Annotated in this window: 15 protein-coding genes; 9 read left to right on the top strand and 6 right to left on the bottom strand. The window is 71.2% G+C overall.

Annotated elements, in window-relative coordinates; all coding sequences use genetic code 11:
* The first annotated feature begins 29 nt into the window (after positions 1 to 29).
* Positions 30 to 737, top strand: coding sequence for a PhzF family phenazine biosynthesis protein (locus tag ABD481_RS17365; RefSeq protein ID WP_344666702.1), 708 nt, complete (start codon positions 30 to 32; stop codon positions 735 to 737).
* Positions 738 to 894: 157 nt separating this feature from the next.
* Here the strand turns inward: ABD481_RS17365 and ABD481_RS17360 are convergent, their stop codons facing one another.
* The gene (locus ABD481_RS17360; RefSeq protein ID WP_344666701.1) at positions 895 to 3687 is read right to left on the bottom strand and encodes an RNA repair domain-containing protein; all 2793 of its coding nucleotides are present in this window, start codon (positions 3685 to 3687) and stop codon (positions 895 to 897) included.
* 6 nt (positions 3688 to 3693) lie between these two features.
* Positions 3694 to 5547, bottom strand: coding sequence for an RNA ligase family protein (locus ABD481_RS17355; protein WP_344666700.1), 1854 nt, complete (start codon positions 5545 to 5547; stop codon positions 3694 to 3696).
* 165 nt (positions 5548 to 5712) lie between these two features.
* Here ABD481_RS17355 and ABD481_RS17350 point away from each other — a divergent pair, with 165 nt between their 5' ends.
* From ABD481_RS17350 to ABD481_RS17335, 4 genes are all read left to right on the top strand, one after another.
* Complete coding sequence (locus ABD481_RS17350; RefSeq protein ID WP_344666699.1) at positions 5713 to 6564, top strand: SDR family NAD(P)-dependent oxidoreductase; 852 nt, start codon at positions 5713 to 5715, stop codon at positions 6562 to 6564.
* A gap of 20 nt (positions 6565 to 6584) precedes the next feature.
* Positions 6585 to 7811, top strand: a complete 1227-nt coding sequence (gene hemW / locus ABD481_RS17345) for a radical SAM family heme chaperone HemW (protein WP_344666698.1) — start codon at positions 6585 to 6587, stop codon at positions 7809 to 7811.
* A 13-nt stretch (positions 7812 to 7824) separates the two neighbouring features.
* Complete coding sequence (locus ABD481_RS17340; protein WP_344666697.1) at positions 7825 to 8481, top strand: MOSC domain-containing protein; 657 nt, start codon at positions 7825 to 7827, stop codon at positions 8479 to 8481.
* A 128-nt stretch (positions 8482 to 8609) separates the two neighbouring features.
* On the top strand, positions 8610 to 9170 hold the full coding sequence (locus tag ABD481_RS17335) for a DUF4232 domain-containing protein (protein ID WP_344666696.1): 561 nt from the start codon (positions 8610 to 8612) through the stop codon (positions 9168 to 9170).
* Between the two features lies 1 nt (position 9171).
* Here the strand turns inward: ABD481_RS17335 and ABD481_RS17330 are convergent, their stop codons facing one another.
* Positions 9172 to 9999 carry a DUF3097 domain-containing protein gene (locus ABD481_RS17330; protein ID WP_344666722.1) on the bottom strand — a complete coding sequence of 276 codons (828 nt, stop codon included), beginning with the start codon at positions 9997 to 9999 and terminating at the stop codon, positions 9172 to 9174.
* 24 nt (positions 10000 to 10023) lie between these two features.
* The gene (locus ABD481_RS17325) at positions 10024 to 10875 is read right to left on the bottom strand and encodes an MBL fold metallo-hydrolase (protein ID WP_344666695.1); all 852 of its coding nucleotides are present in this window, start codon (positions 10873 to 10875) and stop codon (positions 10024 to 10026) included.
* 100 nt (positions 10876 to 10975) lie between these two features.
* Between ABD481_RS17325 and ABD481_RS17320 the strand changes: the two genes are divergently transcribed.
* From ABD481_RS17320 to ABD481_RS17305, 4 genes are all read left to right on the top strand, one after another.
* Entirely contained in the window at positions 10976 to 11671 is a 696-nt protein-coding gene (locus tag ABD481_RS17320) for a TetR/AcrR family transcriptional regulator (protein ID WP_344666694.1), read from the top strand.
* 152 nt (positions 11672 to 11823) lie between these two features.
* Positions 11824 to 12852, top strand: coding sequence for a heat-inducible transcriptional repressor HrcA (gene hrcA, locus ABD481_RS17315; protein ID WP_344666693.1), 1029 nt, complete (start codon positions 11824 to 11826; stop codon positions 12850 to 12852).
* Positions 12853 to 12965: 113 nt separating this feature from the next.
* Complete coding sequence (gene dnaJ, locus ABD481_RS17310) at positions 12966 to 14084, top strand: molecular chaperone DnaJ (RefSeq protein ID WP_344666721.1); 1119 nt, start codon at positions 12966 to 12968, stop codon at positions 14082 to 14084.
* A 143-nt stretch (positions 14085 to 14227) separates the two neighbouring features.
* On the top strand, positions 14228 to 15016 hold the full coding sequence (locus ABD481_RS17305) for a 16S rRNA (uracil(1498)-N(3))-methyltransferase (protein WP_344666692.1): 789 nt from the start codon (positions 14228 to 14230) through the stop codon (positions 15014 to 15016).
* Positions 15017 to 15090: 74 nt separating this feature from the next.
* On the opposite strand, the gene ABD481_RS17300 is transcribed toward ABD481_RS17305, so the two are convergent.
* Complete coding sequence (locus ABD481_RS17300; RefSeq protein ID WP_344666691.1) at positions 15091 to 15579, bottom strand: GNAT family N-acetyltransferase; 489 nt, start codon at positions 15577 to 15579, stop codon at positions 15091 to 15093.
* A gap of 68 nt (positions 15580 to 15647) precedes the next feature.
* Entirely contained in the window at positions 15648 to 17138 is a 1491-nt protein-coding gene (locus ABD481_RS17295; protein WP_344666690.1) for a N,N-dimethylformamidase beta subunit family domain-containing protein, read from the bottom strand.
* Between the last annotated feature and the right edge of the window lie 52 nt (positions 17139 to 17190).

Genomic DNA, 17190 nt, shown 5'->3' with positions numbered 1-17190 from the left:
CGGTGGGAACCGCGCAGTAACCTGGGCCTATGAGCGAGATGGCTGACGTCCACATAGTCCGGGTCTTCACGGACGAGCAAGGGCTGTTCGGCAACAACCTGGGCGTGGTGCTGGAGGCCGGGCACCTCGACGCCGCCGCCGGCAGCAAGCTGGCCTCGGACCTGCGGTTCAGCGAGGTGGTCTTCGTCGACGACGTCGAGAAGGCCACCCTTCGCATCTTCACGCCGGCCGGCGAGCTGCCGCTGGCCGGGCACCCGCTGGTCGGGACCGCCTGGCTGCTGTCCCGGCTGTCCGGCCGGCCGGTGACGACCCTGCGGCCGGCGAAGGCGGCGGAGGTCGCCACCTGGGCCGAGGACGGCCGCACCTGGATCCGCGGGCGGATCGCGGACGCGCCGGCCTGGGGACTGGTGCGGGTGGCCGACGAGGCCGCGGTGGAGACGCTCTCGGTGCCGCCGGGACCGGACTACCGGCGCCACCAGTTCTGGGCCTGGACCGACGAGGCCCGCGGCGTGATGCGGGCCCGGGTCTTCGCGGCCGACAGCGGCGTCGACGAGGACGAGGCCACCGGGTCGGCGGCGATGCGGCAGGTGGAGGCCCTGGGCCGCCCGGTGGTCATCCGGCAGGGCTGGGGGTCGGAGATCTGGGCCCGGCCGGCGCAGACCGCGGGCTGGGCGGAGATCGGCGGACGGGTCGCCGGGGACGGAATGCGGGCGGTGAGCGTGGGCGGGACGGTGTAGGGGCTGGGGCAAGGGCGGGGACAGGACCTGGCGGAGGCGGGTTTCAACGCCGACCGCCTGTGGTGCCGAGCTCGGCGAGGCCGGTGAGCCTGCCGGGCTCGGCGAATGGATTCGGCCGGTGCCGGCACCGAGATCCGTGCCGGCACCGGCCCCGAGCTCACCGAAGCGTCGGAACTTCCCCGTTGTCGCCGAGGTCGACGCGTACCCCGGACAGCCCTCGGAGCCAAGGTTTCGTGATCGCGTCCAGTTCGGCGCGTGACGGCGGGGTGCGTCCGAGGCCGATGGCGAACCGCAGTTCGTGCTCGGCGGCGCCGAACGGCCGCGGCCAGGCATGGACGTCGGCGATCCCGGCTTCGTCGAAGGCGGTCAGCAGGCTCCGCATGCGGCCCCGCACTCGCCCTTCGAGCACGTCCCGCGCCTCGGGCGACGGGGCGGCGAGGGTCACCACGGCCCAGCGCCGGTGCCGTCGGTGCAGCGGCGGCGGAGCGAGGAGCGTCGGCAGCGGATCGCGGGTGGCGGTGATCGTCTCCCAGCCGTTGTAGAGCTCCTCGGTGATCAGGTCCCGCAGCGCCGGGGTCAGGTGCAGCGTCAGGTCCCGCACGGGCGCGGTCGGCGTCGGGATCGGCTCGTGCCAGTCGTGCGCGGCCCAGGTCTCGAAGAACTCGGTGAGGTCGCGGCACCGCGCGGCCATCAACGCCCACGCCAGCCCGGGCAGCCCGCCGAGCGGTGCCGCGTCCAGCCCCCGGGCGCGGGCCCAGGCCTTCGCGATCCGTACGTGCGGCCCAGGACGCATCGCGAGGAGCGCTTCGGCGTCGGACACGGCGGACAGCGACGCGGCGATGGTCTCGCCGAGTTCGAGGCGCCGTTCGACCGCTTCGCCGACCGGCACGTCGCCGACGGGCGCGAGCACCAGGTCCGCGCTGAGCTTCGGCGTGGTGACGCGAAGTCCGGGGACCCGTGCCCCGACCAGTTGGCGTACTCGGCAGGTGGGCCCGAGCGCTTTGGCGACGCGCTGTTCAAGAGCGTCGACGTCAGGGGTTCCCGGTACGGCGGCGACGAGGTCGACGTCGGCGGTGGCGAGGTGCGTTCCGGTGCGACGGGAGCCGGCGAGATGGACAACCGCTTCAGAAAGGGCCGCGCCGATGCGGTTCGTGAGTGTGCGGGCTTGATCGTCGAGCGGCGAAGATGGTGAGAGGGCTGATTCGGCATCGGCGGCAGCGCTGTCCGGCCACCGCACCTCGCCGGTACCGAGCATCACCAAGGCTCGGATCTCCATAGGACCATCGCCTCGCCGCGACAGCACCGCGAGGCGGTCGACCGTGGCGGCGATCGGTGCGAGCTTGAGGGGCGTGCGTGCCGGGTCCGCGACCTTGCCCAGCGTCAGGTGGGGCACGTACACGTCGCCGTCGCGGAACGTCGGGAACCGTTCGAGCAGCGCGGCGCGCAGCTTCTGCCAGCCATCCGTGGTGCTGTCCGGATCGACCGGATCCAGCCAGAGCGTCGAGTCGCTTCGGTGGGCGAAGTGACGCGTCTGGCTGAGCTGTACGTCGAATGCCGGGACTGCGGCAGCAGCCTTGCCCAGCAGCGGCACCGCCTTGTCGAACTCCGACTCGCTGACGAAGCCGAACAGGACATTGACATGCGGCGGCCAGCGCAGCAGTTGAGGATCCAGCCGTCGGCGGATCTCCTGGATGTCGCCCCATACCTCTTCCGGCGGAATCCAGGCGACGGCGGTGCGGGCGGTCGGCCGGTCGTCCAGGCCGGAAGCCCCGGCGGAACTGGAGGCATCGGTGGAACTCACCACCTCAGCAACGGCTGGTTCGGCCGAAAGAAGCGCGACCAGCCCGTAGTGATCGGAAATGAACAGTCCATCGGCGTCGGGTACCTCGCCCGCCAGCTGGATCTCCGAAGCGCGCCAGCCGCGCACGAGTACTCGGTCCAGCCGCTTGGCCTCTCCGGCGAGTGAGGATACTGCCGCGAGCGGGTTCACCGTCGGATCGAACGTCGGGGTGTGATCCGACGGTCCGTGGACCTGCGTCCACGCGTCCGTGAGCCCGAGACGCGTCGCGGGCGCGTCGGTGTCGTCGTTGAAGTCGCCGACCAGGACGACCGGAGCCGTCACCCCGCTCAGCCCTTCGGCCAGCGCCGACAGCTGCTTAGCGCGCAGGCCGGCGCCATCCGCGGAGTGGTCACTGCTGAGGTGAGTGTTGGCGACGACGACCGGACCGGTCGCCGTCTCGACCGTGAGCGCGGTGACTGCTTTGAACCGGCCGAGCGCGTGCCATCCCGCCTCGGCGACGGGCAGGCGGGTCAGCAGCGCCAGACCGCTGTCGGCGACGTCGGAGGACCGTGGGTCGCTTCCCAGCGTCCACTCGCGACGGACCCACGGCTCGGCCAGCAGCATCTTGAGCAGCGCCGCCTCGACCTCTTGCAGCGCGATGACGTTGGTGCCCGCTGCCGCCGCTGTCGCGAGGGCCGTGAGAAGCATCGGTCGGCGCCGGTCCGTGTGGATCAGATCGCCGTCGTAGCGATCCCAGAGTGTGTTCCAGGTGAGGATCTTGATGGTGGACCGGGCCGCGTCGAACTGGTTGCCCGAGCCGACCCCGGCTCCGACCCCGAACCCCGCGCCCACCGGCCGCCAACCCGCCGCCGTGAAGACATGCGGTGTCCGCGCCTCAAAGAACGGCGCCGCAAGCAGCCGCTCGCGTCGAGCCAGCCCGGCCCCGGACGCATCCAGCGCGTCGAGCCCGGACGCCCGGTCCCACACCAGCTCCCCGTCCGCCTCGAAGAACAGCACCCGGTGCCAGGGGATGTCGCCCTGCGGATCGAAGGACGGCAGCGGCACGCGCTTCGGCTCACGACCGCGCTGCTCCACGCCGAGGACGAACCGCGACGCGTCGAACCGGGCGTCCCACCGAACGCGGTGGTAGATCTCCTGGCTGGTATGCACGAGGGCTCAGTCCTCCCACGGTGATGAAAGCAGCGAGTCCTCATCCAAGGCGAGATCGAAAGTGGGATCGGTTGTGGGATCGATGGCGAGTCCGTCGGCCGCCGGTGAGGAGCTGCCGCTGTAGAAGAACGAGACGCGGTGGGCGTCGCCCGGATAAGAGGGTTCGTAACGCCGGATCTGCGCGGCCAGAACGTCGGCGGGCACCGGGTGGTCCCGTTTCTGGTTGCGGAGCGCGAGTTCGTCGGCGGGGAGGATAAGCACTCGATGCTCGATCAGGGCATTGCGGCGCTGCGCCACCCGGTCCACGAGCTTGCGCTGCGACCGCATCAGCGAGGTGGCGTCCCAGACCACCGATGTGCCATCGGCCAGAAGTCTCTCCGTCAGCTGGACCGCTTCGCGCAACACTTCCTGGTTCGCCGACTGGTCCGCGCGCGATCCGCGAGCAGCACGAAGATCGTCGAGGCTGACGACCTCGGTGTTCGGAGATTTCGCGAGCGCCGCGACGAGAGTGCTCTTGCCGCTGCCCGAGATACCGACCATGTGGGTCAGACGCGGATAGTCGCCGTCGCGCCAGCGCCACGTCGCGGCGACGGCTTCTTCGGCGGATGAGACGCGGCCTTGGGCGAACAGTTCGCGCGCTTCTCCCCAGCAACGATCGGCGGCGTCGGCACTGGGAAGGGACGCGAAAGCCTCTCGGCATGCGGCGTGGAAGGCCGCCACCGTGCGTGGAGCCCCGGAAGCCGCGAGGAGGCCGGCGTCCTCCGCGACCATGCCCGACCACGCCACGTTCTCCACCGCAGTGGAGCTGGTAGCAGTCGCCGTGGCGACGGCGTGGAGGACCGTGAGGTCGGTGCCGAAAGCCATGCGGATGAGGCCCGCGCGACGCTGATCGTCGTCGAGGGTGCTCGCGTTCGGAGACGTGCTGTGCAGGCGGTGGGTGTTACCGATGACATCGGCGATGCGCCGGGCCAGAGGCATGCCGAGAGGGACCGCGAGGTTCGCCATGGCGTCGGCGCGGCGGTGATTGTGAGGAACCTCGGGGGAGAGGAGCAAAGCGGCGACCGCGCCGATAAGGCGAGCGTTGCCGAGGCAGGACGAGGCATCCAGGTACGGGTAGGCAGCGGACAGCGTTTCGCTCGGCTTCGAGCCGGGGGAGTGGGCGCCGAGACCGATGGCCGCAGCCAGCTCCGGCGCGTTGACCTCGACCCCACTACGCACAGCCCACAGCGGCGCGCGACGCCCGAGTTCGTTCGGCGTGACCTCGGCGAACATCCAGTGAGTGTCGGTCTGCACATGGGAAGGGCGAACCCACTTGGCGACACGCGCGCCGAACTCGCTATAGGCGAACGCTTCCTCGGCTCGTACTACGTAGCCTTCCTGGCGATTCAGATCCAGGCGAAACAGCTTCCCGAGCTTGCGTTCATCGCCGTCGAACACGCCGCGATACAGCACACGCGGCGTCGGAATGCCGATGCCCTGAAGGAACGCCACCGTCGAGTCCCAGTCGAGGCAGCGGTCGCCATCCCATACCGAGAAGCCATAGAAGTAGCTGTCGAGATCGCTATAAGGGATCGAATGCCGCGCGAACAGGTTCTCGCCGCAGATGCGCCAGCCTTCAGGGATGTGCGCGGCGATCCGGCCGTGGAGCGCCTTAATCCACGTCCGCGAAGGATGATGGGCCGAGTCCAGCGAGCGGGCATGAAGCCCGTCCCGGTAGAGCGTCGTATTCTCGCCATCCATTTTCTCGGTGACGACGACACGGCGGCCGACGAGTCCCGACAGGTCCCCGGCGCGCACATCATCAGCCGTGGCACCCGGAGACCAGGGCAGATGGGGCGTGCGGGGGTAATGGACTCGCATGGCGCCACTTTAGGGATGGATGGTGACAGCCTCCACGGGATTAAACCGCGGCCCCGACCACCCTGCCCTCCACCCCGCCCTCCGCCCCGCTATTCACCCCGCCCTCCACCCCTCACATGGCGCTCCACACTGGTGGCCGACGCCCCATAGGGCTGAAATAGACCCATGCCCTCCTCCAAGACCGTCCTCATCACCGGCACCTCCTCCGGGATCGGCCTGGCCGCGGCGGTGGCGGCCGCCCAGGCCGGCTGGACAGTCGTCGCGTCCATGCGCGACCCCGCGAAGGCCGACCACCTCATGGCCGCCGCCGGAGCAGCCGGCGTCGCCCGCCGGGTCCACGTCGAACGCCTCGACGTCACCGACCCCGCCAGCATCGGCGGCGCCGTGTCCCGCACCGTCGCCGCGCACGGTGCCCTGAACGCCGTGGTCAACAACGCCGGCGCCGGCACCGTGGGCACGATCGAGGTCGAGGGCATGGCACCGGTGCGGGCGGCGATGGAGGTCAACTACTTCGGCGTGGTCGAGGTCACCCGCGCCGCGATGCCGCACCTGCGCGCCGCCAAAGGCCGACTCGTCACCGTGACCAGCGTCGGAGGCGTGGTCGGCCAGCCCTTCAACGAGGCCTACTGCGCCGCCAAGTTCGCGGTCGAGGGCTTCATGGAGGCGCTCGCGCCGGTGGCGGCGACCGTCGGGGTGCGGGTCAGCGTGGTGGAACCGGGAGCCGTGGCCAGCGAGTTCGTCGCCTCGCAGCGGCTGGACATCCCGATGCTCATCGACGCCGCCGGCCCCTACGCTCCCGCGCTGAAGGCCTACGTCGACCGCACACTGAAGTCGTTCGGCAACGCCCAGCGGGCCGAGGACGCCGCCGCGCCGGTCGTGCGGGCCCTGGAGAGCGCCGACCCGCCGTTCCGCATCCAGTCCTCGGAGTGGGCCCACGAGTTCGTCGCGGCCAAGCTCGCCGACCTCGACGGCTCCGCCGTCCAGGCCATGACCGCGCAGTGGGTCGGGGCAACCTGACCATCAGGGACAATGGAGGCATGCCAGGTGCCCTTCCCGACGGTGAACCCGTCCCCGACGACGGATCGCTGCCGCCGGGGGCCCTCGCCGAGCCCGAGCTGACCGCCACCCCGCTGGCCTTCTACGTGCACGTCCCGTACTGCGCCAGCCGGTGCGGCTACTGCGACTTCAACACGTACACCGCCTCCGAGCTCGGCGGCGGCGCCTCCCAAGCCACCTACGCCGCCACCGCCATCGAGGAAGTACGGCTGGCGCGCAAGGTCCTCGGCACGGCCGACCTGCCGGTACAGACCGTGTTCTTCGGCGGCGGCACCCCCACCATGCTCCCGGCCGCCGACCTCGTCGCGCTGCTCGGCGCGGTCCGCGACGAGTTCGGGCTCGCGCCCGACGCCGAGGTCACGACCGAGGCCAACCCGGAATCCGTCGACCCCGCCTACCTCGCCGAACTGCGGGCCGGAGGCTTCACCCGGATCTCCTTCGGCATGCAGAGCGCCCGCGAGCACGTACTGCGGATCCTGGACCGCCGCCACACCCCCGGCCGCCCCGAAGCCTGCGTCCGCGAGGCGAGGACCGCCGGCTTCGAGCACGTCAACCTGGACCTCATCTACGGCACCCCCGGCGAGAGCGACGACGACTGGCGCGCGTCGCTGGACGCGGCGATCGGCGCCGGCCCCGACCACGTCTCGGCCTACTCGCTCATCGTCGAGGACGGCACTCGGCTGGCGGCGCGGGTGAAGCGCGGCGAGCTGCCGATGATCGACGACGACGTGCACGCCGACCGCTACCTCATCGCCGACGAGGCGCTGACGGCCGCCGGCTTCGCCTGGTACGAGGTCTCGAACTGGGCCGTCTCGCCGCAGGGCCGCTCCCGCCACAACCTGCTCTACTGGACCGGCGCGAACTGGTGGGGCGTGGGCCCCGGCGCGCACAGCCACGTCGGCGGCACCCGCTGGTGGAACGTGAAGCACCCCAGCGCCTACTCGCAGCGCATCGGGGCCGGGCAGTCGCCCGCGCAGGCGCGCGAGGTGCTCGACGCGGAGGACCGGCGCGTGGAGCGCATCCTGCTGGAGCTGCGGCTGGAATCAGGCTGCGATCTCAGCCTGCTGAGACCCGCCGGACGGAAGGCGGCCATCCGGGCCGGTGCCGAGGGGCTGCTCGATCCGGCGTCACTGGCCAAGGGGTTTGCAGTCCTTACCCTGAAGGGAAGACTGCTGGCAGACGCGGTTGTCCGGGACTTGGTCGACTGAGAGGATGAGCGCCATGACCACTGCGCGCCTCATCTCGGTGAACGTCGGACTGCCCCGCGACGTGGAGCTGAACGGCGAGATCCGGCAGACCGCCATCTTCAAGGACCCGGTACCCGGACGGGTGAAGATCGCCGATCACCACGTCGAGGGCGACCGGCAGGCCGATCAGGTCAACCACGCGGGCGTCCACAAGGCGGTCTACGCGTACGCGCGCGAGGACCTCGATTTCTGGGCCGAGGAACTCGGCCGCGACATCGAGGACGGTTTCGTCGGCGAGAACCTCACCATCGTCGGGTACGACGTCAGCCACGCGGTGATCGGCGAGCACTGGCGGCTCGGCAGCGTCGAGTTCGAAGTGGCGCAGCCGCGCATCCCCTGCTGGAAGCTGGGCGTCCGGGCCGGGGACCCGGCGATGACCCGCCGGTTCGAGAAGGCCCTGCGGCCCGGTGCCTACCTGCGCGTGGTCACCGAGGGCGACGTCGGCGCGGGCGACGAGCTGGAAGTGCTGTCGCGCCCGGCGCACGGCTTCACCCTCTTCGACAGCGCGCGGATATTCCACCGCGACCGTGGCGAAGCGAACGCCCTGCTGGAGATCGAGGAGCTGGCGCCGCCGCTGAAGAAGTGGGCGGCCAAGCGGCTCGGGCTGATCGCGGAGGACTCCGCGGTCTGAGCCGGGCGTTGTGAACACTCTGATTCAAGACCGATATCGAGGGCATGGAGTCGCACGTCGTTTTGATGCAGGGGGGAATCCCGACAGGAGGAACCATGTATCGGATGTGCAGGTCCGTGGAGATATCGGTGTCCCGGAGAGCGGCGGTGCTCGCCGGAGCGGCCGTCGGAACGCTGTCCCTGCTCGGCTGCGCCTCGAATCCGTCGACGTCGGCCGCGACGGCGACCGGCGACCAGGCGCAGGGCCAGGCGCAGACCCAGGGCCAGACCCAGGGCCAGTCCCAGTCCCAGTCCCAGTCCTGCGATCTGGCGGCCCAACTCGTGAAACTGCCCGGCGTCGCGTCCGGCACCACGTACTGGGACCTCGTCGTCACCGACCAGGGCAGCGCCGCCTGCACCCTCCCGGCGCAGCCCCAGCTGGCCGTCCTCGGCCCCGAGCATCAGCGGATCGCGGTCAAGCTCGATGCCGACCCCACCGCGAAAGCGTTCCACCTGGCCGCCGGTGCCTCAGCCACCGAGGCGATCGGCTACGGCACCGACGCCAACCCGCCGTGCGCCGTCGAGACCACCTATCTGCGCCTGACCCCGCCCGGAGTGGACCTGCCGTTCCGCAGCGGAGCCCAGCACTGCGGCGACGACGTCCTGAGCACCGGCGCCTGGGTCGCGGGGAACTACGCCCCACCGCAGTGAGCTACCCGGTGACGAAGTCGATCAGCTCCTCGACCCGCCCCAACAACTCCGGCTCCAGATCCCGGTAGTCGCGCACCGACCGCAGGATCCGCTTCCACGCCGCCGGCGGGTCCACCGGCCACCCGAAGGCTTCGCAGACCCCTTCCTTCCACGGCCGCCCCCGAGGCACCGACGGCCAGGACTCCACCCCCAGCGCCGAAGGCTTCACCGCCTGCCACACATCGACATACGGATGCCCGACCACCAACAGATAGTCCGCGAACGCCGACCGCCGCGCCTGCTCCACGATGCGCGCCTCCTTCGTGCCCGGGACCAGATGGTCCACGAGCACCCCGAGGCGCGCGTCCGGGCCCGGACGGAAACCGTCGACGATCGCGGCGAGATCGTCCACGCCCTCCAGGTACTCCACCACGACGCCCTCGATCCGGAGGTCGTCGCCCCAGACCTTCTCCACCAGCTCGGCGTCGTGCCGGCCCTCGACGTAGATGCGGCCGGCGCGCGCCACCCGGGCCCGGGCCTTCGGCACCGCGATGGAGCCGGACGCCGTCCGCTGCGGCGTCGCAGCACCCTGTGAGGCTTTCGGCATCACCAGCGACACCGGCCGGCCGTCGATCCAGAACCCGGGACCCAGCGGGAAGACCCGGTGCTTGCCGAGCCGGTCCTCCAGCGTCACGGTCGGGCCGCCCGGCGTCTTCTCGACGCGGACCACCGCGCCGCAGAACCCGGTCTCGACGTCCTCGACCACCAGGTCGCGCACCGCCTCCACCTCGGCGGAGGCCGGCCGGCGCGGGGCGGCGGTCAGATCGGGGGCGTACTGCTTGCTACGGATGTCGCGCTCTGGCACGCCGCCACCCTACGGGAGCTCGCCGGACAGCTGCGCGTAACCTCGCGCGACCGCCTTGGCGAAGTGCGAGCTGTCCTCGATCGGCCAGGAACCGCGGTCCAGGGCCTGCTCCGCCGGTACGCCGTCGGCATGCAGGGTCCTGATCTGTTCGGCGACGGCGGTGACGAACTCCTCGGTCTCCTTCAGGAAGCCCCGGTCCGACGGGTCGCCGTGGCCGGGGACGTAAGTGGTGTGCTCGGTGGTCAGCGCGGCCAGGGCGGCCAGGGTGGCGGGCCAGTCCAGCGGGAAGGAGTCGGTGCCGTAGGCCACCGGACCCGACTGCTCGACCAGGTCGCCGCCGATCAGCACGTCCGCGTCCGGCAGCCAGAGCACGAGGTCGTTGTCGGTGTGGCCGCGCCCCAGGTGCATCAGCTCGATGATCCGCCCGCCGAGATCGAGCGCGTGCGAGGCGGTGACGAGGTGGTCGGGTTTCCGGACGACCAGCGTGTCCATCTTCTCCCGCCATTCCGGCCCGCCCTCGCGCAGGATCATGTCCCGCAGTTCGAGGAACCCCGGGTCCTCGGGGTCGAAGTCGGGCATGTTCCGGTGGCCCCAGAACTCCGCGGGCGGCTCCTGCTCGGGGCGGTCGAAGGCGGCGTTGCCCCACATGTGGTCGAAGTGGGTGTGGGTGTTGACGACCCAGCGCACCGGCAGCGGCGTCAGCGCCGCCAGCTCCGCGCGCAGCTCCCGGCCTTCCTGCACGCTGCACCGGGTGTCGGCGACGAGAACGCCCTCGCCGCCGAGCACGGCGGTGACGGTGATGTTCACCGGTTCGAAACGGCGGGTGAAAACGCCTTCAGAGGTCTCTTTCCACGCACTCATACCTTTGATCCTGCCAGGGACGGCGGCATCCGGGCCGCGTACTTCCCCATCCCGGGCCGAGGCGCCGGGCCTCTACAGATGTAGAAAGTAGGCTACGGCTGTGGAAGTACGGAAGGAGCGCCGCGCGGTCCTCGCGGACGCCGCCATCGCTGTGGTGGCCGAGGACGGTATGCGGGCTTTGACGCATCGTGCGGTCGACGTGCGCGCCGCCCTGCCGATCGGCACCACGTCCGCCTACTTCCGGACTCGGCAGGCCCTGCTGACCGCCTTGGTGCGCCGGCTGGCCGAACTGGACCGAATGGAGCTCGAAGCGCTGGGCATCATGCCCGGCATGCCCACCACATCCAGCACGCCCGGCATGCCCGGCCCGGCTGCCCCGGCTGGCGCCACGCCCGAGCAGGCGGCGATCGCCCCCTCCGAGCCCTCCGGTCCGCCCTCCGACGAGGAACTCGACGGCATCGCCGCCGGGACCGCGCTGTCCGTCCGGCACTGGCTCACCGAGGGCCGGAACCGCGCCTTGGCGCGCTACCGCTGTCTGCTGGAGACCGCCGCCCATCCCGAGCTCCGGGAGCTGCTGGCGCCTCCGGAATCCGTGGCGCGCCTGCGAGCCGGCCGTCTCTTCGAGCGGGCCGGTGCCGCGGATCCTGCCGACCGCGCCCGGTCCTACGTCGCCGCGATCGACGGGATGATCCTGGACCTGCTGCTCGGGGAGCGCGCGGAATCGGGTGATCCGGCCGATCCGGCCCGGTTGGCCCCGGCTGTCCGTCGTCTTCTCGATGCCCACTGTGCGCGGTGAAGGCCGGTGTTCACCTCGATCGTGGCCAATACCCCACCGGGCGGACGACCATTGGCGGCTACTCGCCGTTACACTGAAAGGAATGCCTTGGCACTCCACCTCGTTGAGTGCCAGAGACCGGCGGTGCGGGACCGAGCAAAGCGGAGGCGGGTGTGACGACCGAGAACAGGCTGGACGAGCGCAAGCTCGACGTGCTCCGCGCCATCGTGCAGGACTATGTCGCCACCAGGGAGCCGGTCGGTTCCAAGGCCTTGGTCGAGCGCCACAACATCGGCGTATCGCCGGCGACCATACGCAACGAGATGGCGGCGCTGGAGGACGAGGGCTACATCCACCAGCCGCACACCAGCGCCGGGCGGGTGCCCACGGACAAGGGCTATCGCCTGTTCGTGGACCGGCTCTCGCAGGTCAAGCCGTTGTCGGTGGCCGAGCGGCGGGCCATCCACTCGTTCCTGGACGGCGCGGTCGACCTCGACGACGTGGTGGCCCGCACCGTGCGGCTGCTGGCCCAGATAACGCAGCAGGTCGCGGTGGTGCAGTACCCGTCGCTGACCCGGTCGGCGGTGCGGCACGTCGAACTGGTGCCGCTCACCCCGAGCCGGATCATGCTGGTGCTGATCACCGACACCGGCCGGGTGGAGCAGCGGATCGTCGACACCGGCGCCCCGGTGCCCGAGAGCACCGTGGCCGACGTGCGGGCCCGCCTCAACGCCGAGGTGGTCGCCCAGCACCTGAGCGACGTGCCGACGCTGCTGGCCGACTTCGCCGAACGCTTCGCCCAGCCGGACCGGAACTGGGTCGCCGCGCTCACCGCCACCCTGCTGGACGCGGTGGTGGAGCAGCGCGAGGAGCGGATCGTGATGGCCGGCACCGCCAACCTGGCCCGGTTCCGCCACGACTTCCCCGACACCGTGTACCCGGTGCTGGAGGCGCTGGAGGAACAGGTGGTGCTGCTGCGGCTGTTCGGCGAGGCGCAGTCCGGCCTGACCGTGCGGATCGGGCACGAGAACGCGCACGAGGGCCTGGTCTCCACATCCGTGGTGGCCAGCGGGTACGGCCGCGGCGAGGACGTGGTCGCCCACCTGGGCGTCCTGGGACCCACACGGATGGATTACCCGGGCATGATGGGTGCGGTCACCGCCGTGGCCGCCTATGTGGGGCGCATACTGGCTGAGACCTGATTTATGCTGCGGCGCGCAGCGCCTCCCGGTGGGGCGGTGATCGGGCGACGGGTGGGCACCACGTAGCGTGTATTCGAAGCGGTTCGAGGGCGGAGTCTAGCGAGGGCATGTCGGTGTCGACGGATTACTACGCGGTCCTGGGTGTGCGCCGGGACGCCACGCAGGACGAGATCAAGAAGGCGTACCGGCGCCTGGCCCGTGAACTGCACCCGGACGTGAACCCGGACCCCGGGACGCAGGAGCGGTTCAAAGAGATAGGCATGGCCTACGAGGTCCTGTCGGACCCGCAGAAGCGCCAGATGTACGACCTGGGCGGCGATCCCCGCTCCGGGGGCGCCGGGGCCGGGTTCGCCGGTTTCGGCTTCACGGACATCATGGACGCCTTCTTCGGCGGTGCCACCGCCCGCGGCCCGCGCTCGCGGGTCCGCAAGGGCAACGACGCGCTGATCCGGATCGAGATCGAGCTGGCCGACGCCGCCTTCGGCGCGGCCCGGGAGATCTCGGTGGACACCGCGGTCATCTGCGTGGCCTGCTCCGGCGAGGGCTCGGCCCCGGGCACCCACCCGGTGACCTGCGACATGTGCAACGGCCGCGGCGAGGTCTCCCAGGTCACGCGCTCCTTCCTGGGCCAGGTCATGACCTCGCGGCCGTGCCCGCAGTGCCAGGGCTTCGGCACCGTGGTCCCCAGCCCCTGCCCGGAGTGCTCCGGCGAGGGCCGGGTCCGCACCCGCCGCAAGCTGACCGTCAAGATCCCGCCGGGCGTGGACAACGGCACCCGGATCCAGCTGGCCGGCGAGGGCGAGGTCGGCCCCGGCGGCGGCCCGGCCGGCGACCTGTTCATCGAGATCGTCGAGCTGCCGCACCCGATATTCCAGCGGCGCGGCGACGACCTGCACTGCACGGTGACGCTGCCGATGACGGCCGCGTCGCTCGGCGCCAAGCTGCCGCTGGAGACCCTGGACGGCCCCGCCGAGATCGACGTGCGCCCGGGCACCCAGTCCGGCCACGCGATCACCCTGCGCGGCCGCGGCATCCAGCACCTGCGCGGGGCCGGGCGCGGCGACCTGATCGTGCACGTCGAGGTGAAGACCCCGACCAAGCTCGACGCCGAGCAGGAGGACCTGCTGCGGCGGCTGGCCAAGCTGCGCGGCGAGGAGCGGGCCTCCGGGGAGTTCGCCCCGGGCCAGCAGAAGCTGTTCTCGCGGCTGCGGGACGCCTTCAACGCACGCTGAGCCGGGGACGGCCGGATGGGCCCACGGGCCGTCCGGCCGGGCCCGTGCCGGGCCTGTGCGGCCCCGTGGCGCGGCGAGCGCACTGAGCGCACTGAGCTCATCGAACGCACCCAGCGCACCGAACATCGACCCGAGGGACGCACGTGAGCACCGCACCGGTCTTCTTCTGGCAGGACGCCGGAGCCGTCGAGACCGCCCAGACGGCCCAGAGCGACCAGACGGCCCAGAGCGCCGGCCGAGGCGCCCGCGTCCGCCTGGACGGCCCTGAGGGCCGCCACGCCGCTCTCGTGCGCCGTCTCACCGCCGGGGAGCGGGTCGACCTCGCCGACGGCCGCGGCGCGGTCGCCGAGTGCGTCGTGGCCGTCGCCCACAAGGACTGGCTCGAACTGGACGTCCGCGCCGTCACCCGCGAACCCGCCCCCGCGCCGCGGATCACCGTCGTGCAGGCGCTGCCCAAGGGCGACCGCGGCGAGACCGCCGTGGAGACCATGACCGAGATCGGCGTGGACGCCGTCGTGCCGTGGGCCGCGAGCCGCTCGATCGTGCAGTGGAAGGGCGAGCGCGGCGAGAAAGCCCTGAACAAGTGGCGCGCCACCGCGCGTGAGGCGGCGAAGCAGTCCCGGCGCGGCTGGTGGCCCGACATCGCCGCGCTGCACAGCACCGCCGAGGTCGCGAAACTGCTGGCCGCCGCCGACCAGGCGCTGATCCTGCACGAGGACGCCGAGACCCCGCTGGCGCGGCTCGACGTGGTCCCGGCCGGGGAGATCGTCATGGTGATCGGCCCCGAGGGCTCGATCTTGCCGCAGGAGATGGCCGCCTTCGAAGCCGCCGGCGCGACCGCCTACAAGATGGGCCCGACCGTGCTGCGGACCTCCACCGCCGGTACCGCCGCCGCCACCGTCGTGCTGGCCCGGTCGGGACGCTGGGGCTAGGGCCGGCCTCGCAGCCGGGGCCAGGGTTACGGCCGGCTAGCGCCGGACTCGACCAGCGCTAGCGGCGCTATCGGCTACAGCGGCAGCCGCATGTGGCGATTCGTGACCTCGTAGCCGAGGCTCTTGTAGAGGCTGTAGGCGCGGTCGTTGTAGCCGAACACGTTCAACGCGACGACATCCGCCCCCAAACGCTTTGCCTCCTCCGCGCCGGCCTCCATGATCGCCCTGCCGTACCCGCCGCCCTGCTGACCCGGGTCCACATGCACATCGAAGACGAACGCCTCCATGAGGCCGCCCCGAAACCGCATCGCGATCCACAGCCCGCCGACCTTGGCCCCGGTCTCGGCATCGCGCGCGATCCACAGATGCTGCCCGGGCGTCGCCGCCCCCTGCGGCAGCAACTCCCGCGTGGCCTCCAACGCCAGGCCGTGTGCGGTGTCCGGAGCCCACTGCCCTGAACGGACCTGCGACTCGGCATAGCCGTCCACGACGTGCGCCTCCCACGCCGGATAGTCCTCCGCCGTCAACGGGTCCAGCCGCACCCGCCGCACCGGCTTGGCCATCGAGGGCGCCGAACCCCGCCGGATCCGCGTTATCCGCGTTATCCGAGATATCCGAGATATCCGGGTCCTCATGACGACCGCTTCAACGTGCGCTTCACCTTCCGGCCCACCCGCTTCACCACCGGCTTCGCCTTCGCCGACACCGCCGCCGGACTCGCCTCCCGCTTCAGCGCCGCCGCCAGCGCCGCCCGCCGCCGCGCGCCGGGCGAGGCCAGACCGTCCCCGGCCGCGATCCGCGCCAACAACGCCGCCGTCGCCGCCTCGATCCGCGGATCCACCTGACCCGCCCGGCCCAACGCCACCGGCCAGTAGAACGTGCCCGCGTCGAACACCCACGCCCCGCTCGGCTTGCGGTGCAGCACCGTGTGCTGCACCCGGTCGCCGCCCGCGCCGTCGGTGTACGGCGACCGGGACAGGATCGTGAACTCCGACGAATCCGCCTTCTGATACTTCTCCTGAACGCTGTCCGCCTCACCGCCGACCAGCCCCGGGAACGCCTCGCCCTCCGCGACGCCCGCCGCTTGCCAGAACCAGTGGTCCGCGTTCGCCACCACCAGCGGCGCGTCGTCCTTGACCACGCTCACGTACTGCGCGCCCAGCAACTCCTGCTCCGGCAGCCGCAGATCCCGCCACATCACCGTCTGCCCCGGACGCTTGTTCTTCACCGGATCCTGGCGCGACTTATAGCAGGTGATCGTCGAACCCTCGTACCGGATGTGCCAGTACGCGTTGTTCGCCTGGAGGAACACCGCCGACACCCCGCCGTCGAACGCCCGGACCAGCGTCTTGCGCATCCCCGCCGACCAGTACTCGTCATGGCCGGGGAAGATCAGGCCCTTGTAGTCCAGCGGATCGACGCGGCCGTCGTTGAGATCGGCGCTCGTCGCGTATTCCAGGTCGTAACCCTGGCGCTCGGCCCAGACGATGAAGTCGTGGACCCGCTCGGCCTCGCGCGGCATGCCGGTCAGCTCGTAGGGCCGCTGGAAGGACACCGCCTGGGCCCGCAGCGCGCTGGACTGCTCGCCCTCGCCGTCGAACCCGTAGTACAGGTTCTTCCCGCGCGCGCCGTCGAACGGATACATGTTGTACGCCTGGTAGCAGGCGAACGGCACGACGACCAGCCAGCTGGCGTGGTTGCGCAGGTTCCGCACGACGAAGGGCACGTAGTTCGCGCCGCCGTCGGTGCGCAGCACCGCCAGATACGCGCCGGACTTCCAGTCGTGGGGCACGTTCAGCCGCCACGACGCCGTCCACGGACAGGTGATCAGGCCGGTCCCGGCATCGGTGACCGGCGCCGGCTGGACCACGGCCGCGATCGGCTCGCTGCTGCCCAGCAGCTCGGTCCGCTCGTCGCCGAAGTGGCCCACCCGGTAGACGTCGACGGTCACCGTCGACGGCTCGGCCACCGAGATGTGGAAGTCGATCGGCTCGCCCGGGGCGACCGCGGTCTCCGAGGCGAACCCCTTGACCGGGGCCGCCGCGTCGTCGGCGAGATCGGGGACGTCCGGGGCCGTGCCGACCGGGCTGGTGACCGGGATGAAGCCGTCGAGGGGGCGCATAGTGCCGTAGCCTATCGCCGGGAATCTTCGATCGACGGCGCCGATGAGGGCT

The sequence above is a fragment of the Catenulispora yoronensis genome (assembly GCF_039531695.1).
GTDB lineage: Bacteria > Actinomycetota > Actinomycetes > Streptomycetales > Catenulisporaceae > Catenulispora > Catenulispora yoronensis.
This window is presented reverse-complemented; position numbering and strand designations above follow the sequence as displayed.

What these genes read in the sequence shown, in the direction of transcription:
- ABD481_RS17355 (WP_344666700.1), bottom strand. Translation starts at nt 5,547, where the DNA reads ATGCGAGTCCATTACCCCCGCACGCCCCATCTGCCCTGGTCTCCGGGT.
- hemW (WP_344666698.1), top strand. Translation starts at nt 6,585, where the DNA reads ATGCCAGGTGCCCTTCCCGACGGTGAACCCGTCCCCGACGACGGATCG.
- ABD481_RS17340 (WP_344666697.1), top strand. Translation starts at nt 7,825, where the DNA reads ATGACCACTGCGCGCCTCATCTCGGTGAACGTCGGACTGCCCCGCGAC.
- ABD481_RS17300 (WP_344666691.1), bottom strand. Translation starts at nt 15,579, where the DNA reads ATGGCCAAGCCGGTGCGGCGGGTGCGGCTGGACCCGTTGACGGCGGAG.
- ABD481_RS17365 (WP_344666702.1), top strand. Translation starts at nt 30, where the DNA reads ATGAGCGAGATGGCTGACGTCCACATAGTCCGGGTCTTCACGGACGAG.
- ABD481_RS17295 (WP_344666690.1), bottom strand. Translation starts at nt 17,138, where the DNA reads ATGCGCCCCCTCGACGGCTTCATCCCGGTCACCAGCCCGGTCGGCACG.
- ABD481_RS17350 (WP_344666699.1), top strand. Translation starts at nt 5,713, where the DNA reads ATGCCCTCCTCCAAGACCGTCCTCATCACCGGCACCTCCTCCGGGATC.
- ABD481_RS17325 (WP_344666695.1), bottom strand. Translation starts at nt 10,875, where the DNA reads ATGAGTGCGTGGAAAGAGACCTCTGAAGGCGTTTTCACCCGCCGTTTC.